The 14297-nt window shown below is 58.7% G+C and carries 15 protein-coding genes; 11 read left to right on the forward strand and 4 right to left on the reverse strand.

What is annotated here, in order from left to right:
- The first annotated feature begins 8 nt into the window (after nucleotides 1-8).
- Nucleotides 9-791 (forward strand): triose-phosphate isomerase, encoded by a 783-nt coding sequence (locus tag JNL86_14435; protein ID MBL8044109.1) that lies wholly within the window; start codon nucleotides 9-11, stop codon nucleotides 789-791.
- A 5-nt stretch (nucleotides 792-796) separates the two neighbouring features.
- Nucleotides 797-1150 (forward strand): preprotein translocase subunit SecG, encoded by a 354-nt coding sequence (secG, locus tag JNL86_14440; GenBank protein MBL8044110.1) that lies wholly within the window; start codon nucleotides 797-799, stop codon nucleotides 1148-1150.
- Nucleotides 1151-1529: 379 nt separating this feature from the next.
- Here the strand turns inward: secG and JNL86_14445 are convergent, their stop codons facing one another.
- Nucleotides 1530-2444, reverse strand: coding sequence for a branched-chain amino acid transaminase (locus JNL86_14445; GenBank protein MBL8044111.1), 915 nt, complete (start codon nucleotides 2442-2444; stop codon nucleotides 1530-1532).
- Between the two features lie 197 nt (nucleotides 2445-2641).
- On the opposite strand from JNL86_14445, the gene rplU reads away from it, so the two are divergent.
- The 8 genes from rplU (at nucleotide 2642) to bioB (ending at nucleotide 9224) form a co-directional block, all read left to right on the forward strand.
- The gene (rplU, locus tag JNL86_14450; GenBank protein MBL8044112.1) at nucleotides 2642-2956 is read left to right on the forward strand and encodes a 50S ribosomal protein L21; all 315 of its coding nucleotides are present in this window, start codon (nucleotides 2642-2644) and stop codon (nucleotides 2954-2956) included.
- 21 nt (nucleotides 2957-2977) lie between these two features.
- Nucleotides 2978-3241, forward strand: coding sequence for a 50S ribosomal protein L27 (gene rpmA / locus JNL86_14455; protein ID MBL8044113.1), 264 nt, complete (start codon nucleotides 2978-2980; stop codon nucleotides 3239-3241).
- Between the two features lie 127 nt (nucleotides 3242-3368).
- Complete coding sequence (obgE, locus tag JNL86_14460) at nucleotides 3369-4400, forward strand: GTPase ObgE (GenBank protein ID MBL8044114.1); 1032 nt, start codon at nucleotides 3369-3371, stop codon at nucleotides 4398-4400.
- Complete coding sequence (gene proB, locus JNL86_14465; GenBank protein MBL8044115.1) at nucleotides 4382-5503, forward strand: glutamate 5-kinase; 1122 nt, start codon at nucleotides 4382-4384, stop codon at nucleotides 5501-5503. Before obgE ends, proB begins: the two co-directional genes overlap by 19 nt.
- A gap of 93 nt (nucleotides 5504-5596) precedes the next feature.
- Entirely contained in the window at nucleotides 5597-6277 is a 681-nt protein-coding gene (locus JNL86_14470) for a nicotinate-nucleotide adenylyltransferase (protein MBL8044116.1), read from the forward strand.
- Nucleotides 6264-6686: a ribosome silencing factor gene (gene rsfS, locus JNL86_14475; GenBank protein ID MBL8044117.1), complete on the forward strand. Its 423-nt coding sequence runs from the start codon at nucleotides 6264-6266 to the stop codon at nucleotides 6684-6686. Before JNL86_14470 ends, rsfS begins: the two co-directional genes overlap by 14 nt.
- 1 nt (nucleotide 6687) lies before the next feature.
- Nucleotides 6688-8088, forward strand: coding sequence for a tetratricopeptide repeat protein (locus JNL86_14480; GenBank protein MBL8044118.1), 1401 nt, complete (start codon nucleotides 6688-6690; stop codon nucleotides 8086-8088).
- A gap of 101 nt (nucleotides 8089-8189) precedes the next feature.
- On the forward strand, nucleotides 8190-9224 hold the full coding sequence (gene bioB / locus JNL86_14485; GenBank protein ID MBL8044119.1) for a biotin synthase BioB: 1035 nt from the start codon (nucleotides 8190-8192) through the stop codon (nucleotides 9222-9224).
- On the opposite strand, the gene JNL86_14490 is transcribed toward bioB, so the two are convergent.
- Complete coding sequence (locus JNL86_14490) at nucleotides 9215-11863, reverse strand: FtsX-like permease family protein (protein MBL8044120.1); 2649 nt, start codon at nucleotides 11861-11863, stop codon at nucleotides 9215-9217. The two genes, bioB and JNL86_14490, sit on opposite strands and share 10 nt — an antisense overlap.
- Nucleotides 11864-11997: 134 nt before the next feature.
- Here JNL86_14490 and JNL86_14495 point away from each other — a divergent pair, with 134 nt between their 5' ends.
- Nucleotides 11998-12297, forward strand: a complete 300-nt coding sequence (locus tag JNL86_14495; protein MBL8044121.1) for a response regulator transcription factor — start codon at nucleotides 11998-12000, stop codon at nucleotides 12295-12297.
- Nucleotides 12298-12339: 42 nt separating this feature from the next.
- Here JNL86_14495 and JNL86_14500 read toward each other — a convergent pair whose 3' ends face one another.
- Nucleotides 12340-13266 carry a dihydroorotate oxidase gene (locus JNL86_14500; GenBank protein ID MBL8044122.1) on the reverse strand — a complete coding sequence of 309 codons (927 nt, stop codon included), beginning with the start codon at nucleotides 13264-13266 and terminating at the stop codon, nucleotides 12340-12342.
- Between the two features lie 74 nt (nucleotides 13267-13340).
- Entirely contained in the window at nucleotides 13341-14063 is a 723-nt protein-coding gene (locus tag JNL86_14505) for an ABC transporter ATP-binding protein (GenBank protein MBL8044123.1), read from the reverse strand.
- Nucleotides 14064-14297: the final 234 nt, after the last annotated feature.

Raw genomic sequence — 14297 nt, forward strand, 5'->3', positions numbered from 1 at the left:
GAGGCCCCGTGAGAACACGCTTCATCGTCGGCAACTGGAAAATGAACAAGACGGCCACCGAAGCCGTGGCGTTTGTTCATCGCCTGAATCAGGAGTTACCCAGCCTTGAACATATCCAGGTTGGGTTCACACCGCCATTTACCGCCTTGCACGCCACGCGAGACGCGCTTGGTTCAACGCCGGCCTTTCTCCTCGGAGCTCAAAATCTCTATTGGGAGGACAAAGGCGCGTTCACCGGCGAGGTATCGGGTCCGATGCTGAAGGACCTCGGCTGTGAGTTCGTCCTCGTCGGCCATTCCGAACGCCGGCAATATTTTGGAGACCAGGATACGTGGACGAACCAGAAGGTTCTAGCAGCCATCCGGCACGGACTCCACCCGATTCTCTGTGTGGGTGAAACCCTCCAGGAACGCGATGCCGAACAGACGAACCTCGTGATTGAACGACAACTTCGTGCCGGACTTGTCGGGGTTGACGGCCCAGGACTGGCTACCCTCACGATCGCATACGAGCCAGTTTGGGCGATTGGAACGGGACGAGCTGCCACGGCACAGCAAGCTGTACCGGTCCATCGCATGATCCGTCGCATTATCGGTGAATTGGGTGGAGCACACTTGGCCAAGGAGATGAGAATTCTCTATGGCGGCAGCGTCACACCGCACAATATTGCCGATTTTTTATCTTCCGAAGAAATCGATGGCGCGCTGGTCGGCGGGGCTTGTTTAGATCCCATCTCTTTTGCTACACTCATCAAGGTCGCTATCGGCTCCAAGCCCACCACGACCTCGTAAACACTATGTATACCTTGCTGGTCATTGTTCATGTCATCGTCTGCCTGCTCATGATTGGAGCAATTTTGCTGCAATCCGGGAAGGGAGCCGAAATCGGTGCAGCGTTCGGCGGTTCAAGTCAAACCGTATTCGGCAGCCGTGGGCCGGCGAATTTCTTGAGCAAGTTTACGGTGATCACCGCATTCGTGTTTATGTTTACGTCATTGTCTTTGGCTATCCTGGCCAAAGATCGCACCTTCTCCTCCACAGTCATTGACCTGAACAAGAAACCGGCCACGACGTCTCCCAGTTCGCCTTCGACCGACAGCACTTCCGCCCCTGCAAAGGACTCCCACTCCTCCGGCGAGAGCTCGCACTAAGCTTTTCTCCCCTTCCCATCATTCAGTTTATCTCCGGATTCATTCGCGAAGTCTCTTCTCATCTTGAGTATCGTCGTCGTCGATTCGTTCAGCTCAACCGATTGAACACCGGCTGACGTTGCTCAGAAAAATACACCCACTGGCGGAAGCCTACCGGATGTGCAGACCTAAGAGCCGTCAAGAAGAGGTTGGCGGTGTCGCATTACCTCCGAGTGAGTACTCATGACAGAGCATTCGATGCAGGGCCGCTAGGGGTAGGAACAGGAGTGCGATGGACGACGACAGGACTTGGCACACCTCACACACGACGTGAGTCCGACAATTTTGCTGAGACTCCGACGATCGTCAGCGCGGGAGGAGTAGCAATGCTACGAGATCGCTAGACCGGGGTAAGCCAATGCCGATGAGCGGGATCTGTGCCGCCCACCACATCAAAAAATGCCTTCTGTAGAGTCTTTGTGATGGGCCCGGGAGTTCCGGTCCCGATGCGCCGCTGATCAATCTCCGTCACTGGTGTCAGCTCTGCTGCGGTCCCAGTCACGAACACTTCTTCGGCCACATACATTTCGTCTCGGGTGAATCGCTCCTCCACCACCGGAATCTGGCGTTCTTTTGCCAATTGAAGGATCGAATTCCGAGTGATTCCCTCGAGGATCGAGGTGAGCGGCGTAGTCTTCAACACTCCACGTCGCACAATGAAGACATTCTCACCTGTACCTTCAGCGACATACCCCTCAGGATCCAACATAATGGCTTCATCGTACCCATCGGCTTTGACTTCCCGCTTGGCAAGTATCGAATTCACATAGTAGCCGGAGATCTTCCCGCGAGTCATGGAGACGTTCACATGGTGGCGGGTAAAGGAAGACACTCTGGCTCGAATCCCCTTCGCCAAGGCCTCATCCCCGAGATACGTCCCCCATTTCCATGCGGCGATGCTCACATTGATGGGATTGTCACCAGGATACAGACCCATGGCCCCATAACCGATATAGACCAGCGGGCGGATGTAGCAAGCTTCGAGCTTATTGACCCTGACGGTTTCAACAATCGCTTCGGTGATTTGCTTCCTGTCGTAGGGTATCTCCATCAGGCCGATATGGGCCGATTCGAACAACCGATCCACATGCTCGCGCAGCCTGAAAATGGCCGAGCCGTTCTGCCCCTTGTAACACCGGATGCCCTCGAAGGCTGCCAGGCCATAGTGCAGTGAATGTGTGAGCACATGGACCTGCGCATCAGCCCACGCAACAAACTTCCCGTCCATCCATATTTTTTCGCTGGTTTGTAGCATGCGCCGGATAATACCAGCGCCTCGCGATAAGCGTCAAGGCAACGACTGCCCCATCTGCCGACCTGCAGCTTCTCATCCGGTCGCGCACATTCTTCGGGTTTTGCCGGGCCCGTTCATCCAACACAGCAGTAATTCTTGACACTCTCTCCGAGGCTATGATAAACATCCGCGTTCTGCTGACGAGGAGAAAGGCGATCATGTACGCTATTATTGAAACAGGCGGGAAACAGTATCGAGTGGAAGCGGGAACCGTGCTCCAAGTGGAGTCACTTCCTGGAGAAGTCGGGCATTCGGTGCAGATCGACAAGGTTCGACTACTGCACGGAGAAGGCGGTCTGGTAGTCGGTCAACCGGTGGTCGCAGGGGCAAAGGTGACCGCGGAGATTCTTCGCCAAGGACGCACCCGTTCCATCACCATCTTCAAGAAACAACGGCGCAAAAACTATCGGCGGACTCGGGGCCACCGGCAAGGCTTCACGCAGCTGCGGGTCACCGGGATCGAAACGAAATAACGGCCGTAAGGAGAGTTTGCCATGGCAACAAATAAAGGCGGCGGTTCCACACGGAACGGCCGTGACAGTAATCCACAGTACCTCGGCGTCAAAGCCTATGGTGGAGAGACCATCAAGGCGGGATCCATCATCGTGCGCCAGCGCGGCACGAAGTTTTTTCCTGGGCTGAATGTGGGCTTGGGCCGCGATCATACCCTCTATGCCTACGTCTCCGGTGTCGTAAAATTCGAAGGTGGTCGCGGCCGACAAAAGGTCAGCGTCTATCCGGTGACGACCAAGGCTTGACCTCTCATTCGTCCTGACCACGCCTCCACGGAAACTGACACCCTTCATTCACGCAACGTCCCCATGGGCCGGCGAATACGATATACTCCTGCTTCTGAATAACTACGCCGGCTGAGGGGGCGTTGCGATGTCCACATTTGTCGATCAAGCCCAAATCCTCGTGAAAGCGGGGGACGGCGGCAATGGCGCCTGCAGCTTTCGCCGCGAAAAGTTCGTACCCCGTGGCGGCCCTGACGGCGGTGACGGAGGCGACGGCGGAAACGTTCTCGTCCAGGCGACCACTCGCCTCACGACCCTGCTGGATCTCCGCTACCAGAAACACTATGAAGCCGAGAAGGGCGAGGGCGGAGGTGGCAGCAATTGCCATGGCCGTCGCGGAGTCGACGTCTCCATTCCCGTCCCAGTCGGCACGATGGTGTTCGACGTCAACACGCAGGAACTGCTCGCTGACCTAACGGAAGACGGCGCCAGCTGCGTCATCGCCAAGGGCGGCCGAGGGGGGCGTGGCAACACCCAATTCGCCACCTCCACCAACCGTGTTCCGACTCAGTTTGAGCCCGGCACTCCCGGCGAGGAGCGCCTCCTTCGGCTCGATTTGAAACTCCTGGCTGATGTCGGCCTAGTCGGATACCCCAACGCCGGAAAATCCACACTTATCGCCGCCGTCTCCGCGGCACGCCCCAAGATTGCCGACTACCCGTTCACCACCCTAACGCCAAACCTTGGCGTGGTTCGATCGGGCGAGGAACAGACCTTCGTTATTGCAGATATCCCTGGCCTGATCGAGGGGGCACATGAAGGCAAAGGGCTCGGGTTTCAGTTCCTCCGCCACATTGAGCGCACCAGCCTGCTGATTCATACGATCGACATCTCAGAGTGGGCCACGGAGGACCCGGTCACCAGCTTCAAAGTTATGCGACACGAGCTGGCTGCGTATGACCCTGCGCTTGCCGATCGCCCCTACGCAGTCGTGGGCACAAAACTTGACGTCAAAGGCGAAGGGGAACGGCTCGAACGGCTCAAGAAATATTGCCAACGGCGCAAGATTCCCTTCTTTGCCATCTCAGCCGCCACGCGTGAAGGATTAGATGAGTGCCTGCGCTACATGGGCCAACAGGTGGCGGCGTTGCGTAAAATTCCATGCGAGACGAAGTCGTAAAGCAAGCCAAACGCGTCGTGGTGAAGATCGGGAGCAGCCTCATCGCCTCGCGCGAGGTGGGCTTAAGCGCCGAACGCCTTGAGCGGCTCGCCACAGAAATTGCCGAGATCCGCAGCCAGGGGCGCGAGGTGCTCGTTGTCTCATCCGGCGCGGTCGTGTCGGGCATCAAAAAACTTGGGTTACGCGAATATCCCAAAAGTCTGCCGGTGAAACAGGCTGCTGCCGCAGTCGGTCAGAGCCAGTTGATGTGGGCGTACGAAAAGGCGTTTGAGCGTCTGAGCCTCCGCGTGGCTCAAGTCCTGCTCACTCACGAAGACCTCGCGGATCGCCGACGATTTTTGAACGCTCGACATACCCTGACCACCCTGATCAAATTCGGGGTCATCCCCATCATCAACGAAAACGATACCGTGGCCGTTGAAGAAATCCGGGTTGGCGACAACGATACGCTGGCCGCCCAGGTGGCGCACCTTGTCGACGCAGACCTGCTCATCATCCTGTCGGATGTGGATGGTTTATTCACTGCCGATCCTCGCAAGGATCCCAATGCAACCTTGATTCCCGTGATCCACGACATCACCGAAGACATCGAACAGCGCGCAGGCCTGTCCTCCACCTTTGAAGGAACCGGAGGCATGGCGACCAAGGTGCGGGCCGCGAAAAAGGTCGGAGAATACGGGGTCCCGACCTTGATCTTGAATGGCAGCCACCAACGACTCCTCCCGGAAGTGCTGTCAGGGCAGCCAGGCGGCAGCTTGTTTCTTGGTCGCGAGCGCCGCATGAACAGCCGGAAACACTGGATCGCGTTTACATTGCGCCCTCGGGGCCATGTCCAATTAGATCAGGGCGCGGTCGAGGCCCTGGTGCGCAATGGCAAGAGTCTTCTCGCCTCAGGCATCCGCGACATCAGCGGCCAATTCGAAGCCGGTGACCCCGTCACCTGTACCGCTCCCGACGGGAAGGAGTGCGCCAAAGGCCTGGTGAACTTCTCCTCCTCGGTCCTGACCCGCATCAAAGGCCTCAAGACTGCCGATATCCAGAAGATCCCTGGACTTCAGGAGTACGAAGAAGTCATTCACCGGGATAATCTCGTGATTTTGTAGGCGCCCAGGGACTCGGTACTCCCGGTGCCGGCATCAAGCAACCAGTCCGGCGGTCAACCAGCTGAGGCAGGAGTTCGAGCGAGAGGAGGAGCCGTGCGTCTGGGACTTTTGGGCGGGAGTTTTAATCCCATCCACCGCTGCCATCTCGCAATTGCACAATCGGCCAGACAGCGTCTCCCCCTTGACCGTGTGCTGTTCATTCCCACCGGAGACCCTCCGCACAAGCAATCGAGCACTCTCGCCGATGCCCGGCATCGCTACCAGATGGTCCAGCTGGCGATTCAGGATGTGCCGGAATTCGTACTAACCGACATCGAAATCCGCCGAACGGGCAAGTCTTACTCGATCGATACCGTCCGGGCGATTCAGCAAGAATATGGATCAGACACCTCATTGTTTTTCATCATCGGGCTGGATGCGTTTGTGGATCTCCCGTCCTGGAAGGAAGCCGATCTCCTGCTCAAAACGTGTAATTTTGTCGTGATTTCAAGACCCTCTACCAAGTTCCTCGACCTAGCTGCAATTCCGTTCTTCAACGAAGTTCCACAGGTCACGCTGGACGCACTCGACGCCGCGAAACAAGACCGAGCCGACGTACCCCTGACCAACGGTCGCACCCTGACGTTCCTGCGATTGCCCCCCTGCGAAAGCTCCGCGTCGGAGATCAGAGCCCGCATTCACGCCGGCCGTCCTCTGGCAAATCTGTTGCCCGCCCAGGTGGAATCCTATATACTTCGCGAGGGGTTATACAGGGAGGACGGTGAGCGTTTCTGAATCAAAAGCCAAAGCGCTGGCGGTGGCAAGTGCCATCCTGGACAAAAAGGCCGCCGACGTTCTCATCCTGCATATCGCCAAACTGACCTCCATTGCCGATTACTTGGTCATCGGCTCCGGAGAATCGGAGCGACAAGCGCGCGCGATCGCAGACCATGTGATCGACGAGCTCAAGGCCCAAGGCCATCCGCCGCTCAGCATCGAAGGAGCGTCGTCGGCCAAGTGGGTTGTCGTCGACTTTGGTGACGTCATCGTCCACATTTTCCAGAAGGATATTCGCGAACACTACGCACTCGAACGACTGTGGGGCGATGCAGGGCACGTGCGCCTGCCGGAAGAGCGAGCCGTGAAAGCGGCGAAACCGGCACGGACGACAGCACGCCCGGCGCGCACCCGGAAACGGGTCTAGCATGTTTCGGCTCCTCTCCACGATTTTCCTCGTCAGCGTCGGCATCTTTCTCTACAGCTACTTTCGTGAGCTGAACCCCGGCACGATTACGGTCAGAACCAGCCCAGACGCCCTCTTTGAGCTCAGTCCCGTGTCCTTGGTGCTGTTCTCGATGGCTCTGGGGGCCACCCTGGTCGCACTGATCGTCACGATCAAGGAAACCTCCCACGTGTTCATGAACTGGCGCACCAACCGCCTCGTGCGCCGGAAAGAGAAGGTCGATGCCCTACACCGGGACGGGACGCACGCCTTCATGTCCAAACGAACGGCCGATGCCGTCAGTCTCTTCGAACGTGCCCTCGTCATCGATCCCAACCGGACCGACTCACTGCTGTGGCTCGGGAATATTTACCGCTCCGAGAGCAACTTTGCCGAGGCGATCCGGCTCCATCAGCAGGCCCACCGCATCGAAGAGCGCAATGTGGAAGTCCTGCTGGAGTTGGCCAAGGATCTCGAAGGCGCACGCCGCTACGAAGAGGCGCTTCAAACGCTTCAGAACATCCTCCGGCTCGAGCCCGACAATTTAATGGCCTTGATCCGCAAACGCGACCTGTACATCCGCCTTGAAAAATGGAGTGACGCGCTCGAGATCCAGCACCGGCTGGTGAAGGCGAACCTGCCGGAAAGCGAACGCCGGGCCGAAGCCAATCTCCTGCTTGGCTGCATGTACGAAGTCGGCCGACAACTCCTCGAGCGCGGGCATCCCGACAAAGCGCGACGGTATTTCCGGGGCGCCATCAAGAAGGACCGGACCTTTCTCCCAGCCTATATCGGCATCGGTGAAATTTTGGTTCGCGAGGGCAAGACCAAGAACGCGGTCGAAATTCTCAAGAAAATCTACGCCAAGACACGCAGTGTCATCATCCTCCATCGCCTGGAGGAACTCTTTCTGGAGCTCGGAGAGCCGGATGAAATCATCCGCGTATATCAGGAGGCGCTTCAGCAGGACCCTCACAACGCCGTCGTCCAGTTCTATCTGGGCAAATTATATTACCGACTCGAAATGGTGGATGAGGCGTACGACGTCCTCTCGACCCTGGACGGCACGCAGGAACAGCTCGTGGACTACCACAAGATCATGGCCAACCTGTATCTCCGCAAGCAGCACATGGACGAAGCCGTCGGGGAACTCAAGAAAGCCCTCGGATTCAAGAAACGTGTCGTCGTCCCCTATCAATGCTCCCAGTGCCATCATGAACTGGCGGAATGGTCAGGCCGGTGCCGGCGGTGCGGGCGCTGGAATACCTACGTCGCCCTTCCGTGGCGTGACCATGCGAAGGCCGACACCGACCAGAGCAGCCCAGGCTCACGGATACCTGTCGTCCCCTATCAAGGCATTGCATCTCCCTTTGAAACCGTGTAGGGTTTCGACCGCACTTTTTTCACCTCACAGAGACGGCCTCCGCCCTCGGACGCACCGATCGGGACTCAAGGTTCGTTCTGTTTTTTCCAGGAGTAGCGTGCATGATTGAGCTGAGCAGCCTAGCCGAGAAGGCCTTACGAGACGAACCACTGACCCACGAAGAATCCCTGGCCGTATTGCAAACACCGGATTCTCGACTACTGGAGCTGCTGCAAGCCGCCTTCACGGTGCGTGAACGTTACTTCGGGAAGACCGTCCGCCTGCAAATGCTGATGAACGCCAAGAGCGGCGCCTGCCAGGAAGACTGCGGGTATTGTTCCCAGTCTGCCGTGTCCAAGGCGCCGATTGAGCGATACGGACTCCTCCCGCAAGAGCAAATGCTCACGGGCGCCCGCCGTGCGGCCGCCGCCAAGGCCCAACGCTATTGCATCGTCATCAGCGGACGAAGCCCTTTGGACCGCGACATTGCCGAGGTTGCCTCAGCGGTGCGGTCCATCAAACAGGAAGTCCCGATTCAGATTTGCTGTTCCTTAGGGCTACTCAATGAAGGCCAGGCAAAAGACCTGAAAGCCGCGGGCGTCGACCGCATCAATCACAACCTGAACACCAGCGAAGCCTACCATTCAGAAATCTGCACCACACATACCTTTCAGGACCGATTAGCCACGATTCGGCACGCTCGGACGGCGGGGCTGGAAATCTGCTCAGGCGGCATTGTCGGGATGGGCGAACGTGATGAGGATTTGATCGATCTGGCGCTTGCCCTCCGGGAAGTCAAACCGGATTCTATTCCGCTCAACATGCTGCATCCGGCGTCCGGCACTCCGATGGAGCATTGCACGCCTCTGACGCCGCAGCGATGCCTGAAAGCGCTCTGCCTCTTCCGCTTCCTCCACCCGAGGACGGAGATTCGGATCGCCGGCGGACGCGAGCATAACCTACGAAGTCTACAGCCTCTGGCACTCTATCCGGCCGATTCTGTCTTTGTGAACGGCTACCTCACGACACCGGGCCAACCGGCGGCAGAGGTCTGGCGCATGATCGAAGACCTGGGCTTTGAGATCCAAGTGGATGCGTTGCCCCTGACGCAAGGTTCCGCCCCGGCCACTGAGCCGGCCGTGGGACGTCACTCATAGCGCAGTCCCTCCACCAACGGTTGCCGGGCGGCCCAACGGGCTGGCCAAAGCCCGGCAAGCAGTGAGGCGATCAAGGCCAGGGCTGCCACTTCCAGGAGAAGCCCATACGGATAGGCCACCTGAATCGTCCAACCGAATGACTGCCGGTTGATGACCCTGATCAGAATAAGGGCCAGCGCGAGCCCACCCACGATTCCCATGCCCGTCCCCAGCAGCCCCAGATAACCGGCCTCCCAAAGAATCAACGCCGTCACTTGTCCCTGGCTGCCACCCAACGCTTGCAGCGTCGCCAATTCACGGCGCCGTTCGACCACTGACGTCACGAGCGTATTAATGATACCCAGCATGGCGATAATGACCGCAATCGCCTCGAGGACATACGTCAAGGTGAAGGTCCGATCAAAGATACGGAGAATTGCCCGCCGCAATTCAGCATTGCTGAGGACCGTCGGCATCAGACTTCCATCGTCCTCCCGCGCAAACAACTCCCCGATCGCCGAGCGTGCCTGGTCCAGTTCCACCCCCGTATGAAGATATACAGGAAACACGGTCACCCCATCGTCCTTCCACCATTGCTGATAGAGGGATCGGTCGATGATAATTTTTCCGCCGTCCGTCGCATAGTCGTAAAATACCCCTAGCACCAACAGCGACTGCTCCCCCACCGGGGTGGCAATGGACACCCGATTCCCCGCGGTGAGTTGCAGGCGATTGGCCAACACCTCCGAAAGAATCGCCCCTTCCCCGTCCGCGGCACGGCTCAAAATGCGCGTGGAATCCCCTTCGAGAAAGAGATACCGGCTCCGGGCCGCGTGTAACGCCAGATCCCTCGACACCAACGCGGCCGGGCGTCCCTGCGCCTCGATCCGCAGATCACGATAGGCATCGACCGCCGACACCACGGTCGAACCGGCTAACCGCTCCCGCCACGCGCCTGGAAGCACAGCCGTCGATGCACCATGACGGCCGACATTGGGCCACCCGGCAGGCGCCACAATAAAATCCGCCATGACGGTCTGATCAATCCAAATCTCTACTGTTTCGCGAAAACTCCTGATCATCACCATGACCCCGACCATGATGGCGACGCCGACCAGAAAGGCCGACACCGTCACCGCGTTCCTGCCCATGCCTCTGGTGGTCTGCTCACGGGCAATATGACGAACGGCCCCACCCAGGGATGGCATCGGAGAAACGACGCTCAACTCTCGCGTGCGACAGAACATCTGCATCAGCTTCGGCACGAGACAGGACAGCCCCGCCAGCACGCAAAATGTCGCCACATACCCAAAGACGGGTATTCCGGCAACCGGCCCGGCGAAGACACAGCCCAGGGCGAACAGCAGCAGAACAACTCCCGCCAAGCCGAGCGACCCCGCGCGAACCCGTTGCGCGACGTCATATTCACCTGGCGCCAGGGCTGCGACGATGACCGTTCGGCCGGCGTCCAAACTCGGCCCCAGCGCACCCAGAACAGAAACCCCGCTGCCGATGACGATCGCTTCGATCAGCAGCCGGCCCGCGCCCGGAACAAATCCAATCACCCTGGTGGCCTCAGCCAGTGGCGTATACAGTTCGTGAATAGTCCGTCCCACCATGCCCACCAGCACATTCCCCAGCATCAGGCCAAGGACACCTCCAGCACATCCACCGACCACACCGAACACTCCGGCCTCCACCAGAAACAGACCCACCACCATCGGCTCAGACATGCCGATCGCACGCAAGATGCCGACCTCTCTCCGTCGCTGAGCCACCGTGAAGGAGACCGTGTTGTAGATGAGAAAGATCCCTACCAGTAGCCCGACCATGCTCAACACCGACAGATTCAGTTGGAAGGCCCCTACCATGGACTCGACCTGCTGACTCCGTTGAATGGGACGGCGAACCTGCATATGTGAAGGCACCACCCGCGCGATGGCCTCCGCCACCTGCTCCACCGATACGGCTGCCGCAGTCACTACATCGATGCGGTCCAATCGACCAATCAACCCGAACGTCCGCTGGGCGGCGGCAATATCCATCACCGCCCAATGGTCCCAGGGTGAGGGACTGCCGGACCGACGGTGCATGATGGACAGAATCGAAACGGAGACCGCTCGACCATTGGCCTCCAGAGCAACCTGCGCTCCAGGTCCGACGCCCAGATCCATAGCGAGCGCCTCACCAACCAGCAGTCCATTAGCACTCAGAAGGCCGCCCATCGCGATCGCGTCACCCGGCCGGTCCCGCATGTCGAAGGTGGCAAGAATTCTTCCGTCGGCTCGATTCACCTCGTCCAACAGATCCAAGCCAAGTACCGCGAACGAGTGTCTCCGGCCACCAGTGGTCACAACCCCGACTTCAAGCACAGGCCTGGTGGACTCGACGCCATCGACTTCCCGTACGGCACGAATCAGATGCTCATCGATGCCAGCCTCGCCGGCCGATATTTCCAATGTGACCGGCCCGGCGACGCTCAAGACGGATTCTTCGAAAGAACGCAGCACCTCGACGTTGGCCGTTTGTACCGCAATGCTCGCGGCAACCCCCAGGGCCACGCCGATCATTGTCAGGGCTGTCCGCCCCGGATGGGTGGACAAATGTGTCCACCCAAGACGGGCGTAGACCTTCAAGAACGCCACGGATATCAAGGACATCGCCATACTCGACGACTGGGCAGTCTAGTAATTGTTTTTACAGATTTACCCAGGTATGCTAAGATTACGTTCAGTAGAATTTTGGGGTACAAATTTTTATGGCACCACGCAAACGTCCTCAAGCAAAGAAGTCCGTGAAGACCACGAAGACGGCTCCAACAGCCAAGAAGCGGAAGGCTGTGAAGGTCGTCAAAGCCGCACCCATACGAGGCAAACGATCCGACGGCTTGACCCCTCGCCAGAAAGAGATTCTCAAACTGGTGTCACAGGGAAATACGAACCGTGACATCGCCCGCCGGCTGGATATCAGCGTGCGAACGGTCGAGGTGCACCGCTTCAACCTCATGCGGCGCCTCAAGGTCCGTAACGTGGCCCAGCTGTTGCGCCAGGCACTGCAGTTGGGATTCCTCCCGAAGAATTTCGCGTTCAGATAGGCGCAGCCAGGAACATGCTGCGCCGAGTCCACACGGCGATCGTTATAATTCCTGGAGTTTTCCCCGAGTCGCCTCCAGTGAACGCGGCCCCCGAGCGTTGAGCTCAGCCGCCAATTCACGCTCCAGGCGTTCGAACACTCCTACTCCCTCCTCGACCAGCACGGTGCCCACCTGAACGGCCGACGCTCCGCATAACACATGTTCATACGCATCAAGGCCCTGTACCACCCCACCGGTACCGATGATCGGTACTCGCCCTCCGAGGAGTTTCCAGAAAGCCCGCACATTGGCCAATGCTACAGGCTTGATCAATGCTCCGCCCAATCCTCCAAACCCTCCCTTGGGCTTGATCACGGGCCTGTCCCGCGTGGGATCGATCACGAGGCCATTGCCGACGGAGTTGATCAAATTCAAGTAGTCGACGTGACCGCGGCCGATGACCTCCGCCATCACGGCATGGTGCGCAGGATCGAAGTACGGGGGTAGCTTGACGCCCATCGGGACGGTAATCAGTGGCCGCACGCGCTTGAGCAAGCGCTCGGCATCCGCCGCATCATAGGCGATCTGCGGCTTGCCCGGAATATTGGGACAAGACAGATTGACTTCGATGAGGTCAGGGCGCGCCTGATCGATGACTCGCGCCATGGTCAGGAAGTCATCCTCGCAAAGACCGGCAATACTGGCGATCACTGGCTTGCCGAACTGTTTGAGTTCGGGAATGAGTTCCGAATAGGCACGATATCCGAGATTCGGTAACCCCATGGAATTGATCGAGCCGCCTGGGAATCCATAGTAGCGAGGTTCCGGATTCCCGTCCCGTGGTTCGACTGTCATCGACTTGGTGACAATGGCACCGGATCGCGAGCGGCCCAATGCCAGCAGCTCCTCCCTCGTCATGCACAGCGCTCCGGAAGCATTCATAAAACAGCTGGGGAATTTCACGCCCGCAATGGTGATGCTCAGGTCCATTCTCATCCTTTCTCCTGGCAGGATCGTTGCCCTCGGCCGGCCTTGCGTTCCTGTCGCCATCCAACCCCGGACGGCTACAGCGTTTGAACGGCTGAGGCTTGTTGCCTTACGCAGTCGACCAATCGACCATCCTGCATGTGCCAGACGTAATCCGCCGCCGCCGCCGCACTCTCACTGTGCGTCACCAACAATACGGAATGACCATACCGTTGAGGCAAGGTCCGAAACAAGCTGATGACGTCGGCGCCTTGTTTGGAATCCAAATTCCCCGTCGGTTCGTCCGCCAGAATCAATCGCGGCCGATGCACGATGGCCCGCGCGATCGCGACGCGCTGCTGCTCACCGCCTGACAACTCGCTCGGCCGATGAGAACGACGTCCTTGCATGCCCACGGCCTGCAGAGCCTCATCGATCCGACCTGCGAGGCCACGTCCTTGCTCGCCCCGCAGCAGGATGGGCAAGGCGACGTTTTCCCCCACGGTCAGGCCGGGAATCAGGTGGAAGGCTTGAAAAACTATCCCGATCAACTCCCGTCGCAGGCGGGTCCACTCCATAGGGCTGGCACCAGTTACCGGCTGACCGTCAAGCGCGATGCTTCCAGAGGTCGGAGTATCCAACCCTCCGATCAGATTGAGCAACGTGCTCTTCCCGCATCCGCTCGGTCCTACAAACGCGCAGAACTCCCCGGGCTGCACATCGAGAGTCACATCATGCAACGCACGCACGACAGTCCCTCCAGGGCGGTATTCCTTGGAGAGGTGATTCACACTGACCAACGTTCGGGGAGAAGCATGCATGGTGGAGCCCCAGAGCCGTGACGGTTGGCGGCAATTCTCGGCCGGTGCATGGGAACCGAACCTGACCGGGCCCGTGGAATCGACCCGGTGCAGGCGGAAGGGTCCTATACCACACCCATTCACGGCCTACAACCTTGACAGCCCCTGGGTCATTCCGTGCACAATCCCGCCACACGCTTCGCTCCGCTCCTCCGGGCGACTGAAGATACACGCACGCGATGATACTGAACCTAC

Source organism: Nitrospira sp., assembly GCA_016788885.1.
In the GTDB taxonomy this organism is placed as follows: domain Bacteria; phylum Nitrospirota; class Nitrospiria; order Nitrospirales; family Nitrospiraceae; genus Nitrospira_A.

Bases quoted from the DNA above. Each gene is read 5' to 3' on its own strand.
- secG (MBL8044110.1), top strand. From the start codon at position 797: ATGTATACCTTGCTGGTCATTGTTCATGTCATCGTCTGCCTGCTCATG.
- JNL86_14445 (MBL8044111.1), bottom strand. From the start codon at position 2,444: ATGCTACAAACCAGCGAAAAAATATGGATGGACGGGAAGTTTGTTGCG.
- rplU (MBL8044112.1), top strand. From the start codon at position 2,642: ATGTACGCTATTATTGAAACAGGCGGGAAACAGTATCGAGTGGAAGCG.
- rpmA (MBL8044113.1), top strand. From the start codon at position 2,978: ATGGCAACAAATAAAGGCGGCGGTTCCACACGGAACGGCCGTGACAGT.
- obgE (MBL8044114.1), top strand. From the start codon at position 3,369: ATGTCCACATTTGTCGATCAAGCCCAAATCCTCGTGAAAGCGGGGGAC.
- proB (MBL8044115.1), top strand. From the start codon at position 4,382: ATGCGAGACGAAGTCGTAAAGCAAGCCAAACGCGTCGTGGTGAAGATC.
- JNL86_14480 (MBL8044118.1), top strand. From the start codon at position 6,688: ATGTTTCGGCTCCTCTCCACGATTTTCCTCGTCAGCGTCGGCATCTTT.
- bioB (MBL8044119.1), top strand. From the start codon at position 8,190: ATGATTGAGCTGAGCAGCCTAGCCGAGAAGGCCTTACGAGACGAACCA.
- JNL86_14490 (MBL8044120.1), bottom strand. From the start codon at position 11,863: ATGTCCTTGATATCCGTGGCGTTCTTGAAGGTCTACGCCCGTCTTGGG.
- JNL86_14500 (MBL8044122.1), bottom strand. From the start codon at position 13,266: ATGGACCTGAGCATCACCATTGCGGGCGTGAAATTCCCCAGCTGTTTT.
- JNL86_14505 (MBL8044123.1), bottom strand. From the start codon at position 14,063: ATGCATGCTTCTCCCCGAACGTTGGTCAGTGTGAATCACCTCTCCAAG.